Here is a 632-nt window from a genome sequence, read left to right as displayed (position 1 = left end):
AGTAAAAGACCACCTTCTGAGAAGGTGGCTTTTGAGAATGCCCCCTGTAAGGGGGGCTACTGTCAACTTTCGACGACTACTCTAGCAATTCCATTTGCTGTTCATGCGTTTGTTCCGTTTTCTCCTGATGCCTCACATATCGTCTGATAATTTCTTCATTCACTCCCACCGTATCGACAAAGTAGCCTCGGGACCAAAAATGGTTTCCCCATAGCTTCTTCCTGATATGGGGAAAACGATTGTAAAGCCTGATTGCACTGCGTCCTTTTAGATGGCCCATTAGAGTTGATATCGAGATCTTCGGTGGGATGATGACGACCAGATGCACATGATCGGGCTGAACATTTAGCTCCAGAACCTCACAATCCTTTATTCCACAGAGGATATAGATCGTCCTGTACAGCTCCTTACCCAGCTTATCTTTCAGGATCCTGAATCGGTACTTGGGCGTCCAGACTATGTGGTATTTGCAACGCCAATATACATGTGATGAACTCCTGTAAAGTCCCATGTCGGTTTGTCTCCTTTTACTTGTGGTGAGTAAGCAGAGATATTCCGACATGGGCATTCTTCAGGCTATAGCCTTACAGGATCAATCACCACCTCCCTAGGAGGTGGTTTAGGGATGACAA

1 protein-coding gene is annotated in these 632 nt (G+C 46.0%); it reads right to left on the bottom strand.

Annotation, left to right across the window (positions count from 1 at the left end; all coding sequences use genetic code 11):
• Nucleotides 1–76 precede the first annotated feature (76 nt).
• Nucleotides 77–511: an IS200/IS605 family transposase gene (tnpA, locus tag ABLV11_RS07035; protein ID WP_004111117.1), complete on the bottom strand. Its 435-nt coding sequence runs from the start codon at nucleotides 509–511 to the stop codon at nucleotides 77–79.
• Between the last annotated feature and the right edge of the window lie 121 nt (nucleotides 512–632).

Origin of the sequence: Klebsiella sp. GW_Kp181, from assembly GCF_040062315.1 — a bacterium.
GTDB classification, from domain to species: domain Bacteria; phylum Pseudomonadota; class Gammaproteobacteria; order Enterobacterales; family Enterobacteriaceae; genus Klebsiella; species Klebsiella oxytoca.
Note: the sequence above shows the minus strand (reverse complement) of the source record. Positions and strands in the feature narration are given on the sequence as shown.